A 25,562-nucleotide genomic window follows, 5' to 3' on the forward strand; every position below is an offset into this window, starting at 1 on the left:
AGTCCCGCGGGAAGACACTAACCGGTGTTGCGCATGCCGGCCGCGATTCCGTTCAGGGAGAGCAGCAGTGGACGGTCGCAGTCGCCCACGCCCTCGCGCTTGCGGCGCAGCAGCTCCACCTGGAGGAAGGACATGGGGTCCACGTAGGGGTTGCGCAGGGAGATGGCGCGCTGGAGCTGGGGGTTGTGGTCCAGCAGCTTCGCCTCGCCGGTGAGCTTCTTGACCTGCTTGCGCGTGCGCCGGTGCTCCTTCTGGATGCGCCGCCACAGGGCGCGCGTGGCCGCCGGGGCCAGCGCGGCGTAACGCCCGGCGATGGCCATGTCCGACTTGGCCAGCACCATGGTGACGTTGTCGATGACGGCCTTGAAGAAGGGCCACATGCGGTACATGCGCTTGAGCAGCGCCGCCCCGCCCGGCGCCTTGGAAAAGGCCTCCAGCGCCGAGCCCACGCCGTACCAGCCGGGGAGGATGGCCCGGTTCTGCGTCCAGGAGAACACCCAGGGGATGGCGCGCAGCGTCTCCAGGCCCCCCGCCTTGCGCTTGCTGGGGCGCGAGCCGATGGGCAGCGCGGAGATCTCCTCCACGGGCGTGGCGGCCGTGAACAGCGCCAGGAACTGCGGGTCGTCCCAGACGAGCGCGCGGTACGCCACGCGGCCCGTCTCCGCCAGGGTGTCGAAGGCGGCGCGGAAGGCGAGCTCGTCCTCCGCCGAGGGGCGCGGCTGCGCGTCCAGGTGGTGCTGGAGCACGCCGCCCAGGACGAGCTCCAGCGTGCGGCGCGCCAATTCGGGCCGCGCGTACTTGTGGTCCAGCGCCTCGCCCTGCTCCGTCGCCTTGTAGCCGCCCGCCACCGCGCCGGGCGGCAGCGCGAGGATGGCCTCCTGCGCGGGGCCACCGCCCCGGGCCACGGACTCGCCGCGCCCGTGGAACAGCCGCAGCGGCACGCCCGCCTCGCGCGACACCTCGGTGAGGGCCACCTGGGCGCGGTAGAGCGCCGCGCTCGCGGCGAGCAGGCCCACCTCCTTGCCGGAGTCGCTGTATCCGACCATCACCTCCTGCGCCCCGCGGGCATCCAGGTGGCGCCGGTACTCGGGGTCCGCGAAGAGCGTGCGCAGCACCTGGGGCCCGCCGTCGAGCGCGCCCAGTTGCTCGAACAGGGGCACCACGTCCACGGTGGCGCAGCCCCGCCGGGCATCCCACAGGCCCGCATGCTTCACGCACCGGAAGGCCGCGAGCACGTCCTCCGCGGTGCTGGCCATGCTGAGGATGAGCGTGCGGCAGGCCGGCTCGCCCGCCTCCGCCTGCGCCTCCTTCAGCCGCGCCAGGACCTCCAGCAGCCGGCGCCCGCCCTCCGTCGGCGGGGGGCCGCCCGGCTCGAGCGACGCCGCGGCGCTCACCGCGTCCTCCGCCGGCACGCGAGCCTCCAGTTCGGCCAGCGACAGGCCCAGGGCACAGACGCGCTCGCGGATGCGCAGCACCTGCCGCACGCCGGCACGCGCCGCCTTCGCCTCCTCGAGCGAGCGCACGAGCAGGTCCAGGTCCGCGAGCAGCGCCTCCGGCGTACGGTAGGCGCCCGCGGGCAGCGCGCCGGCCTCACCGGTGCGCTGGGCCAGCACGTGCCGCAGGGCCTGGTTCAGCCGCTCCTCCATGAAGCGCAACTTGCGGCGCCAGGGCTCGCCCTCGGTGCGAGGCCCCAGGCGTCGCTCCGCCTCGGGCAGCTCCGCCGCGTCGCGCTCCAGCGAGCGCAGCAGTTCCTCCGAGGGCCGGGCGTGGCGGTCCGACTGGGAGAGCATGCCGCCCAGCCGCTCCAGCTCGTGCACCAGCATGCGCAGCCCGCGGGCCCGGTGGGCGCGCAGCGTGTCCGCGAACACCTCCGGCGTCACCAGCGGGTTGCCGTCCATGTCGCCGCCCACCCACGAGTGGATGCGCACGGGCGTGTCCACCGCCCCCAGCGGCTCGCCATAGGCGCGCTCGAAGGCCCAGGCCAGCAGCTCCGGTAGCTCGGCCACCTCGCCCGCGAGCACCTCCTCCACGTACCAGAGGACGTTCTTCACCTCGTCGCCCACGGTGGGCCGCTCGCGCCGCAGCTCGTCCGTCTGCCAGAGGGTGGTGATCTCCTCGCGCAGCGACTCCAGGTTGTCGGCGCTCTCGCGGGGCGTCAGCTCGCAGCGGTCGCGCTCCTCGAGGAGGCCCGCCATCCGGTAGAGCTTCTCCAGCAGCGTGCGCCGCACCGCCTGCGTGGGGTGGGCGGTGAGCGTCAGCGTCACCCGCATCGCGCGGAGCGCCTCCCGCACGCGCAAGGCGGATATGCCCGCGTCCTTGAGCGCCAGCAGCGTGGCCTCCACCGAGCCACGCTGCGGCCCCGGTGAATCGACGCTGGCGTGGGCGCGCGCCCGCCGGATGCGGTGGTGCTGCTCGGCGAGGTTGACCAACTGGAAGTACACGGAGAAGGCGCGCAGCACCGGCTCCGTCTCGCCCAGGGGCAGCTTCTTGAGCAGCTCCGCCAGCTCGGCCGCCGACGCGCGGCGCCCCGCCAGGGGCCCCCGGCGCCGCTGGATGGCCAACCTCCGGACCTCCTCCTCCAGGTCGAACAGGGCCTGCCCCTCCTGTTCGACGAGCACCTCCCCCAGCAGACGGCCGAGCAGGCGGACATCACGACGCAGGGGTTGATCCACGGGACGCATGCGAGCCATGGCGCGGGACGCTAACCGCTTCCGCCTGCCCGTGCCCGCCCGATGAGCGTGATTCGCCGCGCACTGGACGTGGGGCCCCGGGGGACGCACCGGGCGGGCAGGCCATCACACCCCGGGCGTGAGACATCCGCTATGGTTCGCGGCCGTGAGCACAAGCCGTCTCCTGTCCCGGCGAGAGGCCTTCCCCATCGCCCTGCTGGCCGTGTGTGTGGTGCATGTCGTGCTGGGCCTGTGGCTGCTGCCGGACAGCATGTTCACCAAGTACCCCGACAGCGCCCGGCTGCTGACGTCGGGGCGGATGCTCCCCGAGCAGGGCGCGGACTTCAGCCCGTTGTATCTGCTGCTCAACGTCGCGCTGTCTCCCGGTGCCCTGCGCTGGGTGCAGAGTCTCGCGGGCGCGCTCGGGCTCGCGGCGGTGGGCGTGCTGGGGGCGCGGCTGTTCTCGCGCGCCGTGGGCCTGGTGGCCGCCGCGCTCGTCGCCGCGACGACGTCCGTCCTCGTCTACGAGGCCACGCTGGAGCCCGACCTGCTGGTGATGGTGTTGAACCTCGGCGCGCTCGCGCTCCTGGCCCAGGGACGGCCGGACTTCCGGCCGAAGTGGCTGGTGGGCGCGGGCGTCCTGCTCGGCCTGTCCGGGGCGACGCGCCCCACGGGCCTCGCCATCCTCGTGCTCTCCGGAGCGTGGCTCGCGTGGGAGACGCGGGGGACGCCGGCACGCGGCCGGCTGCGCGTGGTGGGCCTGCTGGTGGCGACGGGACTGTTCTCGAGCTGGCTTCCCGCCCAGGTCATCCGCGCCACGGTGGGCTCGCACCTGGGGGCGACGATGAGCGCGGGGGCGGTGCTGCACATGGGCAACCGTCCGGAGGGCACCGGCCTGGGCGCCCAGGCGCCGACGCTGGTCAAGCAGTACGAGGCCCAGTTCCGCTCCGCGGAGCGCCCCGACCACGCGCACAGCCTCTACCGCCAGTTCGCGCGCGCGGAGGCCGGAGCGGACCTCTCGCCGTCCGCCACCGAGCTGTTCTGGATGCGCAAGACGCTGAACTTCGCGCTGGAGGAGCCCGGCACGTTCCTGGGGTTGCAGGGCCGCAAGCTGGCCTTCTTCCTCTTCGGCCCGGAGGGGCACGACATCGCCGAGGTGCGCGCGGCCGACGAGCGGCTCTCCGCGTGGCCCCTGCTGAGCGCGCAGGTGCTGGGGCTGTTCGGACTGGCGGGGCTGCTCGTGGCGCTCGCGCGGCGCCAGCCCATCGGCCTCGTCGCGCTCTACCTCGCCACGAGCGCTGCGCTCGCCGTGGGCTTCTACGTGGTGAGCCGCTACCGGCTCGCCGCCCTGCCCGCCTGGGCGCTGCTCACCGGCGCGCTCGCGGCGGGGGCCTTCGAGGCGCGGCGACGGCCTCGCGCGCTGGGGGCCCTGGCGGGCACGCTGGGGGCGTGCCTCCTGCTCCCCACGCTGTTCCCCTTCGTGCGGGACGTGGACCGGATGCTCGCGAGGACGGAGGCGGTGGGTGGACAGGGGGCGGTGCTGAACGCGGCGGTGCGCGCCGGGCGCTATGACGAGGCGACCCGGGCCTTCGAGCAGCTCCAGGCCGCCAACCCCTTCACCGCGCTCGCCCGGGCCGTGCGCGGAGTCCCCTTCGAGGCGCCCTCCGTCGCGGAGCGCTCCGGAGCCATCGCGGTGGAGCGACTCGGGATGGACAGTCCACTGGACCTCTACGTCGCCGCGGAGCTGGCGCGCAGGGCGGGCCACTGCGACCAGGCGCTGGAGGCCGCGCGTCTGGCGGAGGCGGCGGGCTACCGCGGCGCGCTCTACGACACCTCGTTGGACCCCGCGCTGGTGCGGGCCGACTGCCTGCTCGAGGAGGGAGACCGGGTGGGTGCGCTGCACGCGGCGGAGGACTCACTGGCGCGGCGCGGTGGCACCCTGGATGCCCTGGCCTTCGGAGTGGCCGCGGCGGAGGCCCTGCCCGGTCAGGCGGAGGCACAGCGCGCGGCCTGGGAGGCGAGGCTGTTCTCGCTGCACGACGTGTCGAGCGCGAGACACGCGCGAGGCCTCGCGCGCCTGCGCTGGGGCGACTTCGCGGGCGCGCTGGAGGACGCCGACGCGGTGCTGGCCACCATCCCCGACCTCGCCGTCACCCTGCACCTGCGCGCCGCCGCGCTCGCGGGGCTGGGGCGTTCCACCGAGGCCCTCCAGGCCTATACGCGTGCCCTGCGGACCCTGCCCGGCTTCAACTTCCCCACCGCCCCCCTGGAGGCCGCCGTGGCCACGAGGCTCGCGCAGGCGCCCGACTCGCCCGGGGTCCTCGCCCTGGCCGCGGAGCACCACCTGCGCGCTGGACGACTGGAGCTGGCCCAGTCCCTGGCCGCGCGCGCGAGCGCCGCCGCCCCGAAGGACGCCGGACTCGCGGAGTTCGTCCGAGACCTGGCGAGGCTCTCCCCTCCCGGTGTCCCCATTCCGCCGCCCCCCACCCCACCCCAGGCGCGCTCCGGCACCACGCCCTGAGCCGTTGGGCCCAGGCCCACCGCGCTACCCGACAAAGGCTCCCTCGGCGGCCCGCAGCGCCCGGAAGAGAGCGTCCTGGGTCTCCTTCAACTCCTTCCTGACCTCACGAGCAGCCGGTGCGAGGAGCCAGAGCGGAGGTCCCCCTTCGAGCTCCTTCTCCAATCGGAGTCGCGGGTCTCCGTGGGCGAGAAAGCTCGGGAACGCGGCGCGTCCGAGCCCAGCCCGGCACGCATCACGGATCCCGAGCAGCGAGTCACACCACACGGCCCCAGGTGCATCCTCTGGAACGTGTCGCCACCACCTCATGGAGGTCCTGGCACGGAGCGCCGGACTCGGGAGGATCCAGTTCGTCATCCCACTGGAGACGCCATAGACCCCGATTCGCAACCGCCCGAGGCGACGTCCGCGGAGCGCGCCACGCGGGTCGTGCTTCGGCCGAAGCGCCAGGTCGACACGCCCCGGCACCAGCTCCATCTCCTGGTCGCTCACCAGCACCTCCACGGATTGGTTCGGAGCGACCGAGGACAGCGCGAGGAACAGGAGCGGAGCGAGGACGTCGCTGGCCGTAATCACCAGGCGCCGCTGCCGCTCCCGCTGCTCTGTCGTCAGCAATCCCTCGACTTCGGCGGCTTGCGTTCGCATGGGTCCGGCGCGAGCCGCGATCTGCACCGCGAGCGGAGTCGGCACGAGCCGCGCGCCACGCACGAACAGCGCCGACTCGAACCTCGCCTCGAGCGCCGCGATGCGACGGGATACCGACGAGTGCCGAAGCGACAGTTCGCGTCCGGCGGCCTCGACGCTGCCCGTTCGCACCAACGCCTCGATCGTCTGGAGGTCATCCCAGGAGATGTGCATCGACGCACATCCTCTGTGCGGAGAAGCAACATCGTCAAGCGCGGGGCGAAGGCTATTGTTTCGCGCGCCGCCACTCGACGACGGCCCCAGGAGGAAGCCGATGAAGACGCTTCGTCACATCGACCCGAGCCCCGCCGCGTTCTCGGACATCTTGCGACGGGGGACCCAAAGGGGATGGCGTTACGTGTTCGACGCGCCATCCGGGCTCGAGTCGTGACGTTGCGCAGACGCACCGCGCTCCTCGGGGGCGGCGCCCTCGCGTTGGTCGGCTGCTCTCGGCCTAGGGACCCATCCATGCATCATCTCGTTCATCGCCCCATCGACTCCCTGCCCACCACCACCTTGTCGTGGCTCTCGCTCCGAGATCACTTCGTGGCGACGGTGGGCGCCAGGGCAGGAGAAGGACGAAACCTGGGGCCGGCGCTCGTGCTCGCTGACGCGACGTTCGCGCCGCGCTCGCGCTTTCCGCTCCACCCTCATCGCGACATGGAGATCCTGAGCGTCGTGCTCGAAGGTTCGCTGTCCCATCACGGCGACCAGGCGCACGGCGGCGTCCTCGGCCCGAGGTCCGCCCAGTTGATCTCCGCACGCAACGGGATCGTCCATGCCGAAGGCAACGACACCGACACCCCGACGCGGATGCTTCAGATCTGGTTCAGGCCCCACACCCTTGGCGGAGTGCCCGCGTACTTCACACGGGAGCTTGCCGGACGAGGACGCCACCTGCTCGCGGGTGACCCCCAGATGCCACTTCGAGCCGATGCCCGCGTGTGGTGGGTGGACCTCGCGGTGGGGAACGAAGAGCGCTTCACCGTCGAAGGCTCGCGCCGAGGGTATCTGCTCGCGATGACCGCTCGCGTACGCGTCACATCGACTGGCGGCGCGGCTCCTCTCGACCTCGTGCTCGGTGAAGGGCTCGAAGTCGGACCCGGGACGGTGCACGTCTCGTCCGACAGCGAGGGTGCGGTGCTCTGGCTGGACCTCGCCTGAGCCTGTGTCAGGCGGAGCGGCGCCCAACGGAGGGCGAGGAAGCCATGGACCACCTGGAGCCGCGTCGGTTTCGCGGCGCTCCCGAGGGGCTCCACGCAGAATCAGGCCCTCCATCACTTCGTGCTTGCCCCGCCAGCTACGCGACCACCTCGACGGGCCGGCGATGGTCCAACTGAAGTTCTCGGACATGGCCTCGACGAAGGGCTTGCCGTTGCCCTTGGCGAGCTCGACGAAGATGGCCTGCATCAGCCGTTTGTTGTCGATGCTGCTCATCTTGGGAGACTCCTCTTTCTGCCAGGCGTTGCCGCGAAGTCCCGTGGCGGCCGCCTGCCACTGCTCAGCCACTGACCATAGAAGTCGACCTTGTGGTCCAGAAGCCCGAGCGCCTCGGTCCACTCGGCGATGGTCCGTCGCACGCGGTGAAGGGGTTCGGACATTCTGGACACCATTCGACAAGCTAGAGTGCGCTCGAGGCCAAGCCCGAGTTGTCCATCGCGCAGGTCGACCTGACGGCAGGGTCGGGACCAGGTCGTCGGGCTCGAGCCGCTCCAGTGGGAGACCAGAAAGCGGCAACGCCTATTCGGCCTTGTCCTCGATCAACTCGCGGATCGTCACCGCATCTGCCTCATCCACCGGGATGTAGACCAGCATGGCCAGATCGGGTCGGCCCTCCACCGCGAAAGACGAATACTCCAGCGCGAGGGTGCCCAACACGGGATGGCGCAGCCGCTTCACACCTTCGCCGAAACTCCTCACATCGTTGTCGCGCCACATCGCCGCGAACTCCGGGCTGTCGCGGCAAAGTTCATCCACGAGCGGTTGCACGCTCTGAGCCGCCCCAGCGCGCGCCGCATCGCCGCGAAACACGCCGACGACGAACCGTGCCACCGCCTCCCAATCGAAGTTGATCTCGCGCGCCCTCGGGTTCAGGAAGATCTGGCGCAGCACGTTGCGGCGATCCGGCGGCAGCGTGCCGTAGTCGGTCAGCACGACCGCCGCGGCGCGATTCCAGGCCACGATGTCCCAGGTCGCGGTGCGAACCATCGCCGGGCAAGCGCCCATGGCGTCCAGCACGCGCTGCAAGCGCGGCGTGACGCCTTCGACGGGCCGATACTCCACCTCCGGTGGCCGCCCCAACCCCAGCAGGAACAAGTGCTCGCGCTCGACGTCGGTCAGCAGCAGCGCCTGCGCGAGGCGATCCAGCACCTGCGCCGAAGGCGCGCCCCCGCGCCCCTGCTCCAGCCAGCTGTACCAGGTGGGGCTGATGTTGGCGCGCTGGGCCACCTCCTCACGCCGCAGCCCGGCCGTCCGTCGCCGACCAGCCGGATAGCCCAGCGCGGCGGGATCGAGGCGGGTACGCCGTTCCCGGAGAAAGGCGCCCAGCGAAGACTCCTTACCCATGTGCCCATCCTGTTGAAGGTCATACCTGGATAACCTCTCGACTTTAACAGGATGAGCAACCCGCCCACACTGCGCCTCCCCACGGAAACAGGAGGTGCAAATGCGCGTATTCGTTACCGGTGCCACCGGCTGGGTCGGCTCCCGGGTGATCGAGGAGCTGCTGGCGGCCGGGCACCAGGTGCTTGGCCTGGCCCGCTCGGAGGACAAGGCGGCGAGGCTGGCTCAGACGGGCGCCCAGGTGTTGCGCGCCACCCTGGACGACCTGGCCACCCTGGCCGACGCGGCTCGACGGTCCGAGGCCGTCATCCACACGGCCTTCAATCACGACTTCTCGAAGTTCGCCGACAACGCCCGGCAAGACCAGCGCGCCATCGAAGTGCTGGGCGAAGCCCTGGCTGGCACGGACAAACCGCTGCTGGTCACCTCCGGCGTGGCGATGCTGGCGCCCGGCCGCGTCGCCACGGAGGCGGACGTGCCCATGTCCCACCCCGACTATCCGCGTCGCTCCGAGACCACGGCCATCGCGCTGGCCGAGCGCGGCATCCGCACGGCCACGGTGCGGCTGGCGCCCTCGGTCCATGGAGTGGGCGACCACGGCTTCATTCCCATCCTGCTCCGACTGGCGCGCGAGACGGGTGTATCGGCCTACATCGGCGAGGGCTCGAACCGCTGGCCGGCCGTGCACGTGTCGGATGCCGGTCGGCTGTATCGATTGGCGTTGGAGACCGGCGTAAGTGAGCGCGCCTATCACGCCATCGCGGAAGAAGGCGTCCCCATGCGCGACATTGCGCGAGCCATCGGCCGTCGTCTGGGCGTGCCGGTCGAGTCGCGCGGCCGCGAGCATTTCGGCTGGTTCGCGGACTTCGCCGGGGCCGACATGCCGGCCGCGAGCGAGCGCACACGGGCGGCACTGGGCTGGCAACCCAACGGACCCCCGTTGCTGGCGGACATCGCGGATCCTCGCTACTGCGAGGATTGAGCCCCCGCGAACGGCGGCGGCCCGTCAGCGAAGGTGTCACTCCACTTGCCCGCTCTGAAACAGGGCCATCAGCCCCGCAGCTGCCCTCACGGATGTGACCAAGTCGAATCAGGGTCCGCTCAGGATCCTTCTGAGGAAGTCGTCCAGCCGGGAGACCACGGCCGTCGTCGAAGCAGCGCTGCGGATCAGGCTCATGTCGAGTGGCTCCAAGGCGGGCAAGCCTTCCGCCTTTCCGACGACCCTGAGCGTCGGCGGCACACTCGAAGCGGCAAGGCCCGCCACCGCCAGCCCGGCTTGCACCACGGCGCAAAGGCCGAGGAGGCTGGCGCTCGAATAGGTGCTGCGATAGCCACGATTGGCGGCGCTCAAAGCGTTGATGACGTTCATCCGCGCAGCGCATCCCGGCTCGAAGAGCGCCACTGGCAGCGGGTCCTGCGACCACGCGACATGATTCGATGCCGCGACCCACACGAACTGCTCCTTGCGCAGAACCTCGAACGGCTGTGACGGAAGTCGTGTGACGATCGCCAGATCGACGCGGCCCTCCTCGACCGCGGCGACCAGCAACCGCGAGGGCTCACAGACAAGTTCGACGTTCACGTGCGGATGGTCTTCCGCGAATCGCGCGAGCACCGGCGGCAGCAGGAAAGCGGCATAGTCGTCCGGCACACCCAGGCGGACGGTGCCAGTGTCCTCGGGACGCGAAACCACCGCCCGCGCCTCGTCAGAGAGCTTCAAGAGGCGACGCGCATAGAGGAGCAGATCATTGCCAGCGGCATTCGGAACGACGCTGCGCGGCATCCGCACCAGCAACGGACGCCCCAGCTCCTCTTCGAGCCGTTGCATCTGCATGCTGACAGCTGACTGGCTTCGCCCGACCCGTGGAGCCGCATTGGAGAAATTGCCGCTCTCCGCGACGGCAACGAACGTTCGCAAGAGCTCGAGGTCCAGCGGATGTCGCACCATGCCATCAACATAACGCGGGAAATCCTCCAATTCTATTCGTTTGATTGAACCATGAGGGCGCAGCAAGGTGGCCGGGACTCTCCTGCCAAGTGCCCCATGACCGACGAGACCTCCCGCAGACCGTTCCTCTCCCCTCCCCTCAGCCTCGCGCTCGCGATGGGGCTCCTCGGCACGGTCGGCGCATTCGTCACGGAGACGGGGTTGGACCCGGTGACTGTCGTGTTCTGGCGGTGCGCCTTCGGGAGCCTGTTCCTCGGAGCGTGGTGCCTGATTCGTGGCTATCTGCCGGACCGCTCGCTTTCGTGGCGGAGCATGGTCATGGCCGTCACGGTCGGCGTCTGTATCGTGATGAACTGGATCGCCTTCTTCGCCAGCTTCGGAATGACGACGATCGCGACCACGACCATCGTCTATCACATTCAGCCCTTTTTCGTCGTCCTGCTCGGCGTCGTCTTCCTGGGCGAGCGGGCCTCGCCCGTTCAGATCGCTTTCATCGTCGGAGCCTTCATCGGCGTCATTCTGGCAAGCGGCGCAGTGAGACATTCCTCGACGGGTGGCCCCCAATGGTTCCTTGGCATCGCGCTCACGCTTCTCGCCGCGCTGCTCTACGCGGTGTCGACGATTCTTGCGAAGCAACTCGGCCGACTGCGTCCGGAGGTGATGGCTCTCTTCCAGACGCTCACTGGCGCCATTCTGCTCGCGCCATTCTCGAACCATTCGGTCCCGTCTTCCTCATGGGGATGGCTGACCGGGATCGGCGTACTCCACACGGGTATCGCCTACGTACTCATGTATGCGGCCTATCCGCGCCTCGGAACACCGGCCATCGCGAGTCTGACGTTCATCTATCCGCTCGTCGCGATCCTGATCGACTGGTCGCTCTACGACCACCCGCTCTCGATGATTCAGGGGATGGGGCTGCTACTGATCGCAGGCTGCACCATCGGGTTCAAGCTCTGGAAACCGTGGGTGTACGAGATCGCGAATGAAGTGACACCCACCCGTCGATAGAGAAGAGCTTTCTCAATCACCAATCCACGATCATCGGCCCTCTGCGCTCCCGTGAATCGAGGAGAGCAGCGCGGAGAGCTCCGACCGCGGCCTCCGCGTTGGCCGGCCAGCACAGCTTCTCCAATGTCTCGAGAGCCCGGAACATCGAATCGGTGAGACACCGGAACGGGGTCACCATCTCGAACGGTGCATACAATTCACAGAGGAGGAAGAGCATCGCGGCGGCATGAGCGCGGTGACTATCGCCGCTCTCGTGGAACCCAAGAAGCGTAAGTCCTCACCGTGCCCTATCTGGAGGCCCAGACAGGAAGGGGGCGCGCGACCGTTTACGCTTCAATGATCCGGAGAGGTGTTGCAACCACACTCACAGACACGGCCCTCCACGGTCGCTCCGAGGTCTCGCAGTTCGGCAATGAGCGACCTCGTATCCTCTCGTGAGAGGTTCCGGGCCGCGGTCATCGGTGGCGATCTGACGAGATCCAACACCTGTTTGGGGGCCGCTCCAAGGAGGGGCCGTATTCTGGCGGCGACCTGAAGGAAATTCGGGCCGGCATCAATCAACCGGACTTCAAAACTCATGGTCATGCGCTACCCTTTCAGGATGCCAAGAGCGCAGTAACTTCTCCTCCGCCCCAGGACTTCGCGAGACACCCCCTTGGGTCGAACTGCCGCCCCGCAGGTTCGACAACGACAATCCCTGCGAGTCAGTCACCATAGGTGTCGACGAGGGTCCAGGTCCCGGTCTCCAGGAGGCTGAGCGTTCCGCTGGCCTCCGTGCCGAAGCACTTCACCCGGGGGCGCACGAGGTGCGTCCCCAGGCTCGTCAGTTCGAAGAGGTGCTCGTTGCGTAGGGCCATGCCCCGATAGGCCGCGCTGATGTAGCGCGTGGCGAAGGGCGAGCGGGCCTGGACGACGCCATCCTTCAGGACCTCGATTCGTAGATAGCAACTCATCGGCGCGGAGCCTGTCGTCCCCTCCCCCTGGAGCTGCGCGGCCACTCGGAGGACTGCGCGGTGATTCACCTCCACCGGGATGTCGCCCAGAGAGACCTCCACACCATCCGGCAGGACCTCCAGGTTGCGGGAAGGATAGAGGCGCTGGACGCGAACCAGGGGGAGCCCGGGGCCCACACTGGAAAAGACGAGCGCCTGGAGGTTCGCGAACTGGAGATTCGTCAGCAGCCCTTGCCCGTTCGCGCCATACACCTGGGCCTGGATGACCGACGACCGCGCCTCCCCCGCGTTGCGCGGCGACGCCCAGCCGAACGCGTTCTGCGTCAGTCGATAGTTCTCCGGGGTGGCATTCTCGGTCCGGACGGAGAGCCGCTGGTTGTTGAAGAAGACCTCGGTCCCGAACATGTCGATCGACGCCGTGCCGGGGCGGACTTCCGCCGCCCCCCGCGCCGTCAGGTAGACGCGGTCCGTCAGCGCGCGTGGCCCCAGGTCCATCTCGAGGAGGTTCACGCGAGAGAACGGCGCGTCGACGCCGAAGGAGAACGTCGAGCGATCATTCCTCGCCGACGACAGTGTGGTCAGCAACTGGCCCTCGCCGCCGGCGCCGGTCGGCCGATACCGCTCGAACATCAGGCGGGAGTATGAAGACCGATGGAAGGTCATGTCCGGCCCGTTCGTCTTGACCCAGAGCTGGAGCACCAGCGTCTGGTCGCGGTCGGCCAGCAGGAAGCCGTCCAGTTCGAGGCCGCCATGGTGGTTGCCGCCACGGCGCTTGAGGTCCTTGGAGAGCAGCGGCGACACGCGCGATGTGCCATTCGCCAGCCACACGGTGGCCCTCCCCGTGGACCCATCCAGCCGGTTCTCCGTAGCGAGCACCTGCCCCTTGAGGACGACGAGGTCCCCCGCCATCACGTCGAGCTCCCGGGAGATGAGCACGAAGGGCGTGTTCGCCTGGGACACCAGCACCAGGTCCTCATCGGAGGACTGAATCGTCTCCGTCTCGGCGAGCATCCACTCACCAGGACGGTCGACATATTGCGCCCGCGCCTCGAGAGCCGGAGCCAGGACCAAGAGGGGCGCGAGGACGAACGGCCACAGTGCCTTCATGGGGCGTCAGGCTACCGTCTCTCCATCCGCGCCCCAAGCTCGAGCGCCCCCGGCGCCATCACGAGGGTGCTTTACAGTCTCGCCTACGGAGCCCAGACTCCGCGACACACCTCCGGAAGCTTCTGTCGCGAGGTGAATGAGGTCGCTGGAACGTCGAAGATGCGGACTCGATACTTCAGGATCAAGGAAGCTGTGCCGGCCGGCGGTTGGTCCCTGGGACCCCTGTTGGACGGACAGGGCCAGGAGCTGGAAGACCCGACGGCGTTCACCTCGGGCCGACCCGTGCATGCCCCTGTCGGCCTGAGGATTCGTCTTCGAGAGACGGGGCGTCGGCGCGACTTCAATCTGGCGGGTGCCGACAGGACTCCCGTGGTCCACGTCAAGATGGCAGCGCTCTTGGAGGAGTATTCTCCCCAGGAAGTTCAACTGATGCCCGTGAGCATCCAGGGCTGCCGGGATGAGTACCGGGTTCTCGTGGCCACGACACTCATCCGATGCATCGATGACAAGGCATCTGAAGCGATACAGGTCTGGAAGCCAGAGGATAGACGACCGGACGAGCTTGGTCACTACCGCGACATCGTCGGGATGCGGATTGACCCGAGTCAGGTCGACGGCGCCCAGGTGTTTCGAATCTGGGGCTGGTCCGATGCGCTCATCGTCTCGGAGCACATCAAGCTGGTCCTGGAGCGCGCCCGGCTCACGGGAGCAGACTTCGAGGAAGTCTGAAGCTCCTCCGCCCCAGGACTTCTCGAGACACCTCCCTGGGTCGAGCTGCCGCCCCGCAGGTTCGACAACGACAATCCCTGCGAGTCAGTCACCGTAGGTGTCGACGAGGGTCCAGATCCCGGTCTGAAGGAGGCTGAGCGTTCCGCTGGCCTCCGTGCCGAAGCACTTCACCCGGGGGCGCACGAGGTGCGTCCCCAAGCTCGTCAGTTCGAAGAGGTGCTCGTTGCGCAGGGCCATGCCCCGAGTCCGCCAGTTCGATGTCCGCGCCGGTAGCGCGATGTCCATCCCCGGTCCAATAGAACGGCGGCTCTTCGATGTAGGCGATTCTGACCTTCATGACCTTGCTCCTCCTCCAAGGACTGGATGGTCGGCCAGAGAACACGGCGGTGTCGAAGGAACGGAAGCCCAGGCACGCTGCACGCCAGGGGAAGATAGCCACGCTCACCGGAACGCGGAATCGCTTTCGCGGAGTCAGGATGACCGCTGAATCTCGATGAAGCCGGCGCCCGGGCCGCGTGATTTTAGGAGCAAGAACCGGATTTCGAACCAAGCGGCTCTCGACTACTTCCTGTCCACGTCACCGAGCAACTCGATGACGTTTCGACGTCGATGAAAGGACGCTCTCCAAATGAGCAAAGAGAATGAGAACAAGGCCGTCGTTGGTCGCTGGTTCACCGAGTTCTGGGGGAAGAGCGTGAACCTCGCGGTCGTGGACGAGCTCGCCGCGCCGGACATGCTGCTCAAGTACTCGCTTCACGCGCCTCGCCGAGGCCGAGCCGACATCAAGGCGTTCATGACCGATTTCCGCGAGGCGTTCCCTGACCTCAACTTCTGGGGAACGGCCGCGCTGATCGCAGAGGGAGACTACGTCGTCGGGCAGTGGGAAGGCGGCGGCACGCATACCGGGCCCGCCTTCAAGGACTTCCTGCTCGGCGGCCTTCCCGCCGCGACCGGCCGCAAGATGCACTTCACCGGCACGACCGTGCTGAAGGTACTCAACGGCAAGATCGTCGAAGAGATCGGCCTGGACGATGGCCTCATGGCCATGACGCAGCTCGCGCTCGTCAAGGCGCTCTGACGTTGCACGACACCGATGTAGTTGGGCCGGCGTGCTCCTGAGAAGAACCGAGGCTCGCCCGAATCCCGGGGCGAGCCTCACCCATCCTCACCCGCGGCGAAGAACACGCATGTCTCATCCATTGGGGCGCTACACCCCCAGCGACAAGGCCATGACCCGCACGAGGACTCTCCGTTCCGACGGATGGCACCCGTCCTCAGGACCCGCGTGCCCCCACCGATTGCCAGCCTCCAGAGGAAGATGCCCCCGGGCCCGTTCGCAGCGATGTGACGGCTGTCGGGCCACAGCATCGGCGCCCTGACCGGATCCCCATCGGGTTCGCACACATCGAGCCACTGGGGATGACGGCGCCACGTCTCTTCAGTCTCGACAGTGGCCGCAAACGAGAACCATTGAAGGTCGTTGGCGGCGCGCCTTTGGTAGCGCGCCGCCACGCCAGGCCCAGAAGCTCGTAGCGAACCGATCTGCCCCCGAAGTTTCCCGACTCACGGTCTCCGACAAGTGTCAGGACAGGAGCGATGTGGAAGCATGAGCCAACAACCGGAACGCTGGATTCCACTACCAGCCATTGCCTATCGGATTGCCACTCCTCACCCGCCACCCGAGACTGCCGGTCGGGTCGTACTCGCCGAGGCCATTGTAACGGTACCAGAGCAAGTCGCCATTCTGCGCGACGGCGTAGAGCACCGTGCTGAACCCGGAGACGTCGGTGGTTCCCGCGGCGAGATGCAGGAAGTTCTGCCATCCACGGCCAATCGGGTTGCCTGAGTTCGGATGCCACCCCGTGCCCCCCCGCGGGTCCGCGACGCCCGTCCCGTTGTATCGGAACCAGCGCAGCGTGCCGTCGGTATTCACCACGAAGATATCGTGGGAGGCGACGATCCGCTGGACACCCGCAGCCCAGCCATTCCCCACGATGTTTCCCGAGTTCGGGTGCCAACCCGTCGCCCCGGATGGGTCGGACTGCCCTTCCCCAAGGTATTGGTACCAGCGAAGATTGCCATTGGGCTCGACGCCGAACAGGGTAATCGCCTTCGAGCGGCCCTGGCGAGGAATCGCGAACAGATTCACGAACCCGCTCCAGCCGTTGCCAATCGCGTTTCCCGAGTTCGGATGCCAACCCGTGGCCCCGGACCGGTCGGCCTGTCCATCGCCGAGGTACTTGTACCAGCGCAGGAGCCCGTCAGGCAGAACCGCGAGGACGACCCCATCCCCACCCCCGACAACGTGCAAGGCGTGCTGCCACCCATTGCCGATAGGGTTGCCGGTGTTCGGGGCCCACCCCAGCGAACCGGAGCGATCCGCCTCGCCGTAGCCGGTATATCTGTACCAGGCGAGATCGCCATTCGTCCGGACCGTGAATATCCGTCCGACGTGGGGGAGGCCACTGTCGACCGGTGTGCTGCCATTGCCCGTGTAGAGCAGACGGATCAAGCTGCTGCTGTAGCTCGCGGCAGAGATTGCTTCCTGTCGTGGGTCGCTCTCGTGTGCTGGGTCATCGACAGCCCTCGTTGTCTCGTCCACGCCCTCCGAGGACGCGATACAGCCGAGTAGACCTGCGCAACAAAGCATCGCGAGTACGGTCGCGCGCTTGAACATCGACGACTCCCGGTGAGTGATTCGAAGGCAGGACGCGTCGTGACGTGTCCGCCTCGGTATGTATTGTGTAGCGGGGCGTGGGACGTGCCAATCCCTAGAGTTAGGGATGGGAATGGCTCAACAACATCGGGAGAGCCAGGACGGAGTCAAGGGACTGGAACGCTCGGGCGGCAAAGGACGAGTGCCACGTCATCCGGGAGCGCGCCACTCGCGAGTCGAGGCAGCGCGGCCAGCGTGAGCACTGCTGCGTTTGCGTCGGCGAGGCCCGCGTGCTCCTGGATGCGACGGAGGTCGACGTACTTGAACAAACCGTCGGATCCGCCAACGAGAACGCCGCCGCTCCACGCGAGGTCGAAGGTGACGGGCCGCGCCTGCCCACTGCCGAGCAGGGGCTTGCGGTGTTGATGCTCCGTCAGCGCGGTCGATGCGCCTCCGTGGAACAGCCACAGCTCCGAGTCCCCCACGCTGGCCCCCACCACGCGCCGCCGGGTGACACAGGCGACCAAGGCGGTGGTTTCTCCGCCTCGTCCCGAGGCCACCTGCTCCGCATCGCAGCGCACCAGCACATCGCGCCAGGTCTCCTCACGTTCCACGTCGGCCCCGGCGTCCACGGCGTCCTGGACGCCACGCAGCACGGCCTCCGCGGCCTCGACGCCACGTCGGGAGTTCCCCGCCCCATCCGCCACCACGAGCACTGTCGCGTCCCCTCGCGTCAGCACCAGCACGCGGTCCGCCCCCACCTCGCCCGCCGGTTCCACATGCCACGCCGTCTCGAAATCGCTCATGGGTCGCATTCAGTAACGACTCTCACATGCCATCGACCGTACGTCGTCCCACTCCAGCAGCCCACGCCCCTGCTGACGCCTTGCCGACAAGCCTGTTGACCCACATTTCGATGCACACGAACACTCCCGCCGGTAGGTCCCAGGCCCGCGCGCAGCCCTGGGACGAGCCTTGAAGGACTCCACGCCCTGTAGAACGGCACGGACGGCTCGTGGGACGCCCCACACGTGCCGCCCTGAATAGCGATGCGGCCCCCGTCGCTCCCCGCTTGAAGCGCAGGCTGAACGACGAGTCAGCCCCAGGTTGGGTTCGGGGCTTCGACTCGCGGAGCCCGTACCTGGCAACATCCCGGGCCCGCTGGTTGCGCGTCATGTGCACGCGTCTCGCCGGATGACGAGACGCCCCCGGAAGACATGAGTCCGGACCACGAGGACGAGCCCAAGCCGCGCAACCGTTGCGGTATAGCGAACGCATGACGTCCTCTCCTCCCCCTCCCCCAGGCGCCATTGCCTTCGTGGCGCACTGGCGCGAGCTGTTCGATGCCTGTGACTGGTCCGGCCTGCGGGCGCACGAGCATCCCGACTTTCCCGAGGCCGGCCCTCCCCGCCAGAACGACAGCTTCATCCGCGGACTCGGCAAGGACGGCTTTCGCGTCAAGAGCGCGACGCTGAAGCCCTTCGTGCAGCCCCGGTGGTCCATCTTCCGCACGCAGCGCCTGCATCCGCAGCCAACATACTGGTGTGACCTGGTGTTGATGAACGAGAAGGGCCACGAGACCGAGGCCTTCATCGCACTGGCCCCGTGGGAGGGCACCGAGGGTGCCTTCCGCGCCTCGTACTACGTCGAGCTGCCCCCGAAGAAGAAGGTCGCCCCGTTGGACTTGGGCAAGGAGCGCCAGCGCGTCGCGAAGTTCCTCGCCAAGGCAGTGAAGGCCTTCGCCCGGCGCCAGGACACACGGCCGCTCCAGCGACTGGAGCTCATGTACTCCACCGACAACGGGACGCTGAACGTGTGCTTCGATCTCGACCCGACGGCCGAGCCGGGACGTGGCACCGCAATGACTCACTTCGGCTTCGCGGAGCTTCTCGTCCCTCGGTGGGCCGACGTGAAGGAGCACAGGCCGCCCCTGGTGGGCCTCGATGGCGCGAGACTCGCGGCCCGCGCGGATGAGACCTGGGGCACACCCGAGGCACACGCGCGGCTCGAAGAGTTCCTGGGGAAGATGCTCGTCGCGACGCTTCTCGAGATGCGCGCCAGCGGCCAGTTCGAGGCCCTGCGCGCCTCGGCCACGGCAGAGCTGGGTGTCGAGGAGTACGAAGGCCACTTCGGCTGGCCCGACTACGAGGAGCGCGGGCGCGAGAACAGGATTGTGTCGTCCCCGTAGCGCCACGCCTTGGAGGCACGGCTCGGAGTCCCCATCGCGCCGCCGGTCCGTATATTCATCCGAATGAGCGTCACGTCAGACAGGCACCGAGGACCCGCTCGGATGTGCGGGACAACCCCCGGCCTAGCTACCACGTCCCCGCGCCAGGACACCGCCGGCATCAAGCAGGCCATTCGGATGCACGAGCCCTGCGACGCGCCTTCCAACGCTGGACGGAGATGAGCCCCGGGAACATCGGCCTGTGAGTCGAGGGCTCGACGGGCTCGCGCCATGTCGGACGCCCCAATGAAAACGGCGGCCCTCCCTGAGGAAGGCCGCCGCTCTCACTGCTTCGTGCTCAGGGCTACTGCGCGGTGGTGATGGTACCCACCGCCACGTCGATGGCCTGCAGCGAGCCGGAAGCCGGCAGCGCGTGCGCCTTGATGACCTTCAGCGGAACCGCGGTACCGGCCGGCGTCTCGGCGATGGTCGTCACGGTCAGCGCCACGGACAGCAGCGCGCCGTCGTACGCGCGCGCCGGAGCGCCCTTCTGGTACACGCCCACGCTCAGCGTGGTGCCCTTCACGCCCGACTTGAACAGGTGGGGCGCGGCGCCGAGGTCGTAGCCACCGTTGGCCACGTACTCGGAGCCATCCACCGTGGACCAGGACGCGGTGGCCGCATCCAGCCCCAGCGTCAGGTCCGCGCCGCGGCCGGACTGGCCCGTGGGGCCCACCAGGTCCAGCACCAGCGTGTCACCCGAGGACAGGCTGGCGTTGCGAACCAGGCGCCAGCCCGTACCCGTGGGGTCCACGTAGTTCACCGTGCTGGCAACGGGCACGGTGATGACGGCGGAGTCGTGCTTCGAGGAATCCGCCACGCTGGTGGCCGTCACGGTGTACGTGCCCGCGCGGCGCGGCGCCCGGTACACGCCCGTGCTGCTGATGGTGCCGTTCTCGTCACCACCCTCCACGGACCACTGCACCGCGAGGATGTTGGTCCCGGTGACCTGCGCGGACAGCGCGAAGGAGCCGTCCTGCACCACCGTGCCCGTCTTCGGAGAGACCGTCACCACCACCGCCTCGACGACGACAGGGTCCACCTTGATGGAGGCGGAGGCCTTCTTCGTCGAGTCCGCCACGCTGGTGGCCGTCACGGTGAACGTGCCCGTCTTCTTCGGCGCGCGGTACACGCCCGTGCTGCTGACGTAGCCGTTCTCGTCGCCACCCTCCACGGACCACTGCACCGCGAGGTTGTTGGTGCCGGTGACCTCAGCGGTCAGCTGGACGGTGCCATCCCAGGTGGTGCTGGCCGACGAGGGGCTCACCGCCACCTGCACCTCCCCGACGACGACAGGCTCCACCGTGACGGTGGCGGAACCCGTCTTCGTCGGATCCGCCACGCTGGTGGCCGTCACGGTGAACGTGCCCGCCTTGTCCGGCGCCGTGTACCGGCCCGTGCTGCTGATGGTGCCGTTCTCGTCGCCACCCTCCACGGACCACTGCACCGCGGTGATGGAGGAACCGGAGACCTCCGCCGCGAAGTTCGCGACGGTCCCCTGCCCGATGGTCACCACCTCCGGCGACACCTTCACGATGACCGTCGGCGTCTGGACGGCCTCCACCTTGACGGTGGCCGTGTCCTTCTTCGAGGTGTCCACCGCGTTGGTGGCCACCACGGTGTACGTGCCGGCCTGGGCCGGCGCGGTGTAGATGCCCGCGCTGCTGATGGTGCCGTGGGAGTCTCCTCCCTCCACGGACCAGAGGATGCGGGGGTCCTTCGCGTCCTTCACCGAGGCGCTGAAGGTCGTCTTCTCGCCGGCCTTCACCGTGACGGTCTTCGGAGTCACCGTCACCGGCCCCGAGTCGGAGTCGGAGCAGGCCACCAGCGCCCCAAACAGGAGCGGAACAATGAGCTTCATCCACGTTTTCATGGGGATTACCGTCCGAACTGGCTGACGAAGAGGGTGATGTCGTTGTCGTTCACAGAGCCGACGCCATCGAGGTTCGTCTCCTCGGAGCCGTTGGTGCCGTAGTCCTGCGCGAGCAGGCCCATGTCCTCTCCGTCCACGATGTTGTCGCCGTTGATGTCACCCGTGTAGACCCGGAAGGTCGCCACGGCCTTCGCCGTCGGAACCACGACGCTCACCGCGGACACGTGGCACAGGCCACGGACCACCGGGGCGACGTAGACGCCGTCCTCGCTGACGGTGCCGCAGATACGGCCCTCCGCCACGGACCAGGTCACCGCCGTGTTCACCGCGTTCGCCACGTTCGCCCGCAGGGCGACGGAGTCACCCACCGGAATCACGTACTGCGGCTCCGCGAACTCCACCGTGACGGGCCGGAGCGTGAAGGTGGTGGTCGCCTTGGACCAGTTGCCGTAGGCGTCGTACGCCACCGCCTCGAGGACGTGCTCCCCCTGCGCCAGCGGAATCGGGAACAGCGGCAGCGTGTACGGCTCGGACGTGCTCGTCCCCTTCAGCGCGCCATCCACGTAGAACTCCACGTGCGTCACGCCCGTGTCGTCGGTGGCCTCGGCCCGCATCGTGTAGGTCTCGAACATGCCCTCCACGCTGGCGGTGATGTGCGGCGCACCCTGGTCCTCGATGGTGGAGTTGCGCACCTCGAAGGTCACCGTGCGCTCCGTCGTGTTGCCCGCCTTGTCCGTGGCCGTCGCCTTGAACTCATGCGCGCCGTTGGACAGGTTCCTCGTGTCGAACGCCGTCGCGTAGACGCCCTCGACGTCCGTGAACGAGCTCACCGGGGTGCCGTCCACCGCGAACGCGAGAGAAGCCGTCCACACGTTGTCACTCACGGTGGCCCGGAGCTGCACGGTCCCGTAGCTGCCCTCGACCGCCGCGGAGAGCGTGGGGCTCTGGATGTCGTCCTGGGTCGAGGTGACCAGGTTGACGTCGTCCAGGAAGAACTGGGTGACCTCGCCCGGGATCTGCGCGGCGGCCGTCTGGTCCACGTCGAAGAACAACTGCACCGTCTGCCCCCGGTACGCGGTCAGGTCGAAGCGGTGCTGGAAGTACTCCGCGTTGGTGTCATCCACGTTGGAGAGCGTCTTCAGCGTCGCCAGCTCGGCGCCGGTAGCATCCCGGACCTTCGCGCTGAAGGTGTGGTGGGCCACGGCGTCGGTGAACGCACCGTTGTAGATGCGCAGCCAGAAGCTGAAGATGGCCGACGTCGCGGTCGCTGGGATGGCCACGGACTGACGGACGGAGTGCCGCGCCGGACCCGCGTTGGTATAGAAGATGTAGAAGCGGCTGCCCGTGTGCGCGAAGGACGCGTTGTTCAAGATGCCCGACGAGCCCGACAGCGTCGTCGCACCCGTCCAGCTCGCGGCGGTCTCGAAGCTGGGATTGAGCACGCGCTGGGTGGCGGTGGTATCGACGTAGAAGGTCACCGCGGGAGAGTCCCCCACGTTGCCGCCCGCGTCCGTGGCCCGGGCAACGAGCGTGTGCGCCCCGGCCGTCAGCGTCGAGAGGTTGACGACCCGGGTGAACGACTTGACCGAGTTGCCCAGGGACACGCCGTCCACGAGGAACTCCACCGCGTTGACGAAGCCGTTGTCGGACACCTCAGCGAAGTAGCCCACGCGCGTGCCGGAGAAGACCATGCTGGCCTTCACACGGGGCGTCTCGGCATCCTCCGCGTGGGTGACGCGCAGCGAGAAGTCATCCAGTTGGAAGTTGGTGGGGAGCGAAGCGTTCTCGCTGCCCTCCACGAAGATGCGCACCGTCTGGCCCGCGTAGGCCGTCAGGTCCACGCTCTGCTGTACCCAGCCCAGCGTCGCGTCCAGGTTGGACCACGTCGCCACCGTCCCGAGCACCGTGCCGGAGGTGTCGCGCACCTGCAGCGTCAACGTGTCGCGGACGGCGGTGGTCGTCGTCTCGGAGGTGGTGAGGTTGAGGAAGAAGGTCAGCGCGGCCTTGGTGACGCCGGCCGGAATGTTGACGTCCTGCCACAGCCGGTCGACGTGCGTCGTGCCCCAGCCGTTGAGCCACACGTAGCCCTGACCGGAGTGCGTGCCCGAGGAGACCGGGAAGTTGATGTTCTCCGGCGGGTCCGCCATCCAGCCCTGGCCGGCCAGCTCGAAGCCCGGGTCCGACAGGAGTTGATCGAAGCTGTTGGCGACGGTGAAGCTCACCGGGGCGGACGCGGCGGAGTTGCCGGCCGCGTCGAACGCCACCGCCACCAGTTGGTGCTCGCCATTGGACAGCGAGGTCGCGTCCAGCGGGAGCTGGTACGGCTGGGCGGAGACGTTCCCCGCCAGGGCGCCGTCGACATAGAACTCCACGCGGGCCACGCCGACGTTGTCGTCGGCCTGCGCACGCAGCTGGAAGACAGGCGCGCTGCCAGAGACGCTCGCGGCGACGGTGGGGGCCGTGCGGTCGTCGTACGTCGCGGCGGTGTAGCCCACGTTGATGGCCGCGAAGGCGTTCTGCACCGCGCGGTACTCATTGGACTGGGAGCCGAAGAGGTCCGCCGCGGCCTGGAGGCTGCCGGTGCGGGCCGACATGTAGTTGGACGACGGGAACAGGTAGACGGTGAGCGCGCGGTACCAGATGGCCGCCGCCTTGTCGTTGCCGATGCCCCTCATGCCCGCGGGCAGGTAGGTGCTGGAGTAGTCGGTGCCCACGGACAGCGGCTGTACGCCCTGCGACAGGAAGTAGAAGGCCCGGTTCATCGGGCCGCTGCTGAAGTGCACGTCGATGTTGCCGATGCCGGGGAACCAGGCATCCACGCTCGCGCCGTCCAGCGACGGGCGGAACATGACGCGCAGCGGGAAGGCGCTGAGCTGCTCGGCCATGAGCCAGTTGCCGCCGGTATCACCGATGGTGCTGCCGCGGCCGTTGGCCACCCAGAACTCCGTCATGGTGCCGAAGATGTCCGAGTTGGCCTCGTTGAGGCCGCCCGACTCGCCCTCGTAGATGAGGCCGGCGGTGTGCGAGGTGACACCGTGGGTCATCTCGTGGCCCGTCACGTCGAGCACGCCCATGGACCTGAACCCGCCGGCGGCCGGGAACGAGCCGTCGCCGTAGCTCATGCAGAAGCAGCCATCGCTCCAGAAGGCGTTGTTGTAGAGGTTGCCGGCGTGCACCCGGTTGTAGGTGGGCGAGCCGGAGCCATCCACGCCGTTGCGGCCGAAGATCTTCTTGTAGAAGTCCCACGTCGCCAGCAGGCCGAAGTGCGCATCGACGGCGGCCGTCTGACCATTGGTGCTCAGGGTGTTGTTGGTACCGACGATGTAGTTCTGACCGTCGCCCCAGACGTTGTCGGCGTCCGTGTAGAGGGTCAGCGTCGGAACGACGCCGTTCTGCACGGCGGCGTGGTTGACGTCGTAGGTCCGGATGCCCTCGCCGCCGGCGCGCGTGACGTCGCGCAGCTCGAAGAGGCCCTGGGCGTTCTGGAAGACGTCCAACGGGACTTCACCGCTGTACTGCGAGCGGCCGAGGCCCTTGGCGGCGGCCGTCTGGAGCGAGTCCCACTTCTTCAGCACGTCGCCCGAGTGCGCGTCGATGATGAAGTCCGTGTGCTTGACGCCGTCCTGCGCGTTCTCGAGCTCGGTGTGCACGTGGTACGCGAGCCGGTAGGCGACGACCACCGTGTCGAAGTCCGCGGCGTTCTGCAACGCGACGGGCTTGCCGGGGTAGCGGTTCACGAGCCGCGTCTGGGGGTAGACGATGAGCTCGCCCGTCGGCGCGGCGCCGAACTCGCCCTTGGGCGCCAGTTCCCGGGTGGCCTTCGAAACCGCGGACTTCGCGTCCAGCGTGGGCGTCATGTCCAGGCGGATGCCCTTGCGCAGGCCCTCGCTGGTGATGCGGAGGTCGCGCGCGGACTGCCCCTGGTGGGTGATGGCCATGGCGCCCCACACGGGTACGCCCTGGTAGGTCTGCGCGAAGCGCGCGTGCGTCTGACCGAATTGGTCCGTGCTAGAGCTGGATAGCTGGAAGTCGTCCCGCGAGCCCAGCCCGAGTTTCAGGCTTTGCGACTTGAGGCTCGCCAGCGATTCCGCCACGCGGGAGGGCTCCCTGACCTGGAGTTGCGCCAGCGCGGGCTGGCCAACGGGCGTGAGTTTCTCAGCCGCGAGGGATGAGCTCGCCGAGAAAAAGCCGGCGAGGAGCAGAGGCCACCGAGGCCACGGCTTGGACATGGATCTGACTCCACACTGCGTTCGGGGGGACTCCCACCGTCAGCACCAGTGGTGGCGTGCCGCCGCTGGAAGGATCACGCGCATGGCTCGGGGGCCGAACCATCTCGGACCTTTGTTCCATGCTCAGCGTAATTACTCATCAGTATACAGTTTCGAGACCATAAAGAAACAGGGGGGCCACGAAACGGACAATGACACACACCGAGTTACGACGGCTTCACATCGGGTCGTGTGCGACGGGCAAATTGCGCCGAACACGGGCAAATTGCGCCGAACGATTGTTCGCTCCTGCCTGCTCCCCCGAGTGAAACGGGAGTTGCGACAAGTCCGTGTCACTCCCACGCTTCGTGTGACTGCGCCCCCTCTCGATCGAAATACATAGACACAGAAATCTAC

Annotated in this window: 17 protein-coding genes; 7 read left to right on the top strand and 10 right to left on the bottom strand. The window is 68.2% G+C overall.

From position 1 onward, the window contains the following. Positions 1 to 17: 17 nt before the first annotated feature. Positions 18 to 2,690: a phosphoenolpyruvate carboxylase gene (locus LZ198_RS06265; protein ID WP_253970957.1), complete on the bottom strand. Its 2,673-nt coding sequence runs from the start codon at positions 2,688 to 2,690 to the stop codon at positions 18 to 20. 145 nt (positions 2,691 to 2,835) lie between these two features. Here LZ198_RS06265 and LZ198_RS06270 point away from each other — a divergent pair, with 145 nt between their 5' ends. Then, entirely contained in the window at positions 2,836 to 5,190 is a 2,355-nt protein-coding gene (locus LZ198_RS06270; RefSeq protein ID WP_253970958.1) for a glycosyltransferase family 39 protein, read from the top strand. Positions 5,191 to 5,214: 24 nt separating this feature from the next. Here LZ198_RS06270 and LZ198_RS06275 read toward each other — a convergent pair whose 3' ends face one another. Further along, on the bottom strand, positions 5,215 to 6,045 hold the full coding sequence (locus LZ198_RS06275) for a LysR family transcriptional regulator (protein ID WP_253970959.1): 831 nt from the start codon (positions 6,043 to 6,045) through the stop codon (positions 5,215 to 5,217). A gap of 294 nt (positions 6,046 to 6,339) precedes the next feature. Here LZ198_RS06275 and LZ198_RS06280 point away from each other — a divergent pair, with 294 nt between their 5' ends. Beyond that, complete coding sequence (locus LZ198_RS06280; RefSeq protein WP_253970960.1) at positions 6,340 to 7,035, top strand: pirin family protein; 696 nt, start codon at positions 6,340 to 6,342, stop codon at positions 7,033 to 7,035. Positions 7,036 to 7,611: 576 nt separating this feature from the next. On the opposite strand, the gene LZ198_RS06285 is transcribed toward LZ198_RS06280, so the two are convergent. Then, the gene (locus tag LZ198_RS06285; RefSeq protein WP_253970961.1) at positions 7,612 to 8,436 is read right to left on the bottom strand and encodes a helix-turn-helix transcriptional regulator; all 825 of its coding nucleotides are present in this window, start codon (positions 8,434 to 8,436) and stop codon (positions 7,612 to 7,614) included. 100 nt (positions 8,437 to 8,536) lie between these two features. Between LZ198_RS06285 and LZ198_RS06290 the strand changes: the two genes are divergently transcribed. Next, on the top strand, positions 8,537 to 9,415 hold the full coding sequence (locus LZ198_RS06290) for an SDR family oxidoreductase (RefSeq protein ID WP_253970962.1): 879 nt from the start codon (positions 8,537 to 8,539) through the stop codon (positions 9,413 to 9,415). Positions 9,416 to 9,523: 108 nt separating this feature from the next. On the opposite strand, the gene LZ198_RS06295 is transcribed toward LZ198_RS06290, so the two are convergent. After that, positions 9,524 to 10,447, bottom strand: a complete 924-nt coding sequence (locus LZ198_RS06295) for a LysR substrate-binding domain-containing protein (RefSeq protein ID WP_253970963.1) — start codon at positions 10,445 to 10,447, stop codon at positions 9,524 to 9,526. A gap of 30 nt (positions 10,448 to 10,477) precedes the next feature. Here LZ198_RS06295 and LZ198_RS06300 point away from each other — a divergent pair, with 30 nt between their 5' ends. Continuing rightward, complete coding sequence (locus LZ198_RS06300; RefSeq protein ID WP_253970964.1) at positions 10,478 to 11,392, top strand: DMT family transporter; 915 nt, start codon at positions 10,478 to 10,480, stop codon at positions 11,390 to 11,392. A 704-nt stretch (positions 11,393 to 12,096) separates the two neighbouring features. Here the strand turns inward: LZ198_RS06300 and LZ198_RS06305 are convergent. Further along, the gene (locus LZ198_RS06305; protein WP_253970965.1) at positions 12,097 to 13,356 is read right to left on the bottom strand and encodes a hypothetical protein; all 1,260 of its coding nucleotides are present in this window, start codon (positions 13,354 to 13,356) and stop codon (positions 12,097 to 12,099) included. A gap of 255 nt (positions 13,357 to 13,611) precedes the next feature. On the opposite strand from LZ198_RS06305, the gene LZ198_RS06310 reads away from it, so the two are divergent. Beyond that, the gene (locus tag LZ198_RS06310; RefSeq protein ID WP_253970966.1) at positions 13,612 to 14,181 is read left to right on the top strand and encodes a hypothetical protein; all 570 of its coding nucleotides are present in this window, start codon (positions 13,612 to 13,614) and stop codon (positions 14,179 to 14,181) included. 84 nt (positions 14,182 to 14,265) lie between these two features. Here LZ198_RS06310 and LZ198_RS06315 read toward each other — a convergent pair whose 3' ends face one another. Then, positions 14,266 to 14,418, bottom strand: coding sequence for a hypothetical protein (locus tag LZ198_RS06315; RefSeq protein WP_253970967.1), 153 nt, complete (start codon positions 14,416 to 14,418; stop codon positions 14,266 to 14,268). A gap of 391 nt (positions 14,419 to 14,809) precedes the next feature. Between LZ198_RS06315 and LZ198_RS06320 the strand changes: the two genes are divergently transcribed. Next, positions 14,810 to 15,259: an ester cyclase gene (locus LZ198_RS06320; protein ID WP_253970968.1), complete on the top strand. Its 450-nt coding sequence runs from the start codon at positions 14,810 to 14,812 to the stop codon at positions 15,257 to 15,259. A gap of 558 nt (positions 15,260 to 15,817) precedes the next feature. Here LZ198_RS06320 and LZ198_RS06325 read toward each other — a convergent pair. Together LZ198_RS06325 and LZ198_RS06330 are read right to left on the bottom strand one after the other, a co-directional pair. Beyond that, positions 15,818 to 16,858 carry a tachylectin-related carbohydrate-binding protein gene (locus LZ198_RS06325; protein ID WP_253970969.1) on the bottom strand — a complete coding sequence of 347 codons (1,041 nt, stop codon included), beginning with the start codon at positions 16,856 to 16,858 and terminating at the stop codon, positions 15,818 to 15,820. A 146-nt stretch (positions 16,859 to 17,004) separates the two neighbouring features. Beyond that, a complete protein-coding gene (locus LZ198_RS06330) occupies positions 17,005 to 17,643 on the bottom strand; it encodes a protein phosphatase 2C domain-containing protein (RefSeq protein ID WP_253970970.1) in 639 nt (212 codons plus the stop codon). A 470-nt stretch (positions 17,644 to 18,113) separates the two neighbouring features. Here LZ198_RS06330 and LZ198_RS06335 point away from each other — a divergent pair, with 470 nt between their 5' ends. Beyond that, on the top strand, positions 18,114 to 19,025 hold the full coding sequence (locus LZ198_RS06335; protein WP_253970971.1) for a hypothetical protein: 912 nt from the start codon (positions 18,114 to 18,116) through the stop codon (positions 19,023 to 19,025). Positions 19,026 to 19,368: 343 nt separating this feature from the next. On the opposite strand, the gene LZ198_RS06340 is transcribed toward LZ198_RS06335, so the two are convergent. Further along, positions 19,369 to 20,925 carry a hypothetical protein gene (locus tag LZ198_RS06340; protein ID WP_253970972.1) on the bottom strand — a complete coding sequence of 519 codons (1,557 nt, stop codon included), beginning with the start codon at positions 20,923 to 20,925 and terminating at the stop codon, positions 19,369 to 19,371. Between the two features lie 17 nt (positions 20,926 to 20,942). Next, positions 20,943 to 25,031, bottom strand: coding sequence for a M4 family metallopeptidase (locus LZ198_RS06345; RefSeq protein ID WP_253970973.1), 4,089 nt, complete (start codon positions 25,029 to 25,031; stop codon positions 20,943 to 20,945). Positions 25,032 to 25,562 lie beyond the last annotated feature (531 nt).

Source organism: Myxococcus dinghuensis (genome assembly GCF_024198235.1).
Classification (GTDB): Bacteria; Myxococcota; Myxococcia; order Myxococcales; family Myxococcaceae; genus Myxococcus; species Myxococcus dinghuensis.

What these genes read in the sequence shown, in the direction of transcription:
- LZ198_RS06265 (WP_253970957.1), bottom strand. Translation starts at nt 2,690, where the DNA reads ATGGCTCGCATGCGTCCCGTGGATCAACCCCTGCGTCGTGATGTCCGC.
- LZ198_RS06275 (WP_253970959.1), bottom strand. Translation starts at nt 6,045, where the DNA reads ATGCACATCTCCTGGGATGACCTCCAGACGATCGAGGCGTTGGTGCGA.
- LZ198_RS06280 (WP_253970960.1), top strand. Translation starts at nt 6,340, where the DNA reads ATGCATCATCTCGTTCATCGCCCCATCGACTCCCTGCCCACCACCACC.
- LZ198_RS06285 (WP_253970961.1), bottom strand. Translation starts at nt 8,436, where the DNA reads ATGGGTAAGGAGTCTTCGCTGGGCGCCTTTCTCCGGGAACGGCGTACC.
- LZ198_RS06290 (WP_253970962.1), top strand. Translation starts at nt 8,537, where the DNA reads ATGCGCGTATTCGTTACCGGTGCCACCGGCTGGGTCGGCTCCCGGGTG.
- LZ198_RS06300 (WP_253970964.1), top strand. Translation starts at nt 10,478, where the DNA reads ATGACCGACGAGACCTCCCGCAGACCGTTCCTCTCCCCTCCCCTCAGC.
- LZ198_RS06305 (WP_253970965.1), bottom strand. Translation starts at nt 13,356, where the DNA reads ATGCTCGCCGAGACGGAGACGATTCAGTCCTCCGATGAGGACCTGGTG.
- LZ198_RS06310 (WP_253970966.1), top strand. Translation starts at nt 13,612, where the DNA reads ATGCGGACTCGATACTTCAGGATCAAGGAAGCTGTGCCGGCCGGCGGT.
- LZ198_RS06315 (WP_253970967.1), bottom strand. Translation starts at nt 14,418, where the DNA reads ATGGCCCTGCGCAACGAGCACCTCTTCGAACTGACGAGCTTGGGGACG.
- LZ198_RS06320 (WP_253970968.1), top strand. Translation starts at nt 14,810, where the DNA reads ATGAGCAAAGAGAATGAGAACAAGGCCGTCGTTGGTCGCTGGTTCACC.
- LZ198_RS06325 (WP_253970969.1), bottom strand. Translation starts at nt 16,858, where the DNA reads ATGTTCAAGCGCGCGACCGTACTCGCGATGCTTTGTTGCGCAGGTCTA.
- LZ198_RS06330 (WP_253970970.1), bottom strand. Translation starts at nt 17,643, where the DNA reads ATGAGCGATTTCGAGACGGCGTGGCATGTGGAACCGGCGGGCGAGGTG.
- LZ198_RS06335 (WP_253970971.1), top strand. Translation starts at nt 18,114, where the DNA reads ATGACGTCCTCTCCTCCCCCTCCCCCAGGCGCCATTGCCTTCGTGGCG.
- LZ198_RS06340 (WP_253970972.1), bottom strand. Translation starts at nt 20,925, where the DNA reads ATGAAGCTCATTGTTCCGCTCCTGTTTGGGGCGCTGGTGGCCTGCTCC.